A 247-nucleotide genomic window follows, 5' to 3' on the forward strand; every position below is an offset into this window, starting at 1 on the left:
CCGACCCAGCGAGAAGACCCGCGATGATCCCCATGCGCACCACGATGGTGACCCCCGACCAGCCCCGCATCTCGAGGTGGTGGGGGAACGGGCTCATGAGGAACAGCCGCTTGCCGCGGGTGATCTTGAAGTAGGCGCGCTGCAGGATCACGGCTCCGGAGGCGAGCACGAAGACGCCGGCGATGATGAGGAGCAGCAGTTCGGTGCGGGGCATGTCCGCCATCGCGGTGATGACGCCGCCGATGGC

General features: G+C 67.6%; 1 pseudogene. It reads right to left on the reverse strand.

The annotated features are described in order from the left end of the window. Positions 1-247, reverse strand: a pseudogene (locus KVS71_RS18140) (phospho-N-acetylmuramoyl-pentapeptide-transferase); the annotation flags it as partial.

The organism is Microbacterium sp. GbtcB4 (assembly GCF_019091465.1).
Lineage (GTDB): Bacteria > Actinomycetota > Actinomycetes > Actinomycetales > Microbacteriaceae > Microbacterium > Microbacterium paraoxydans.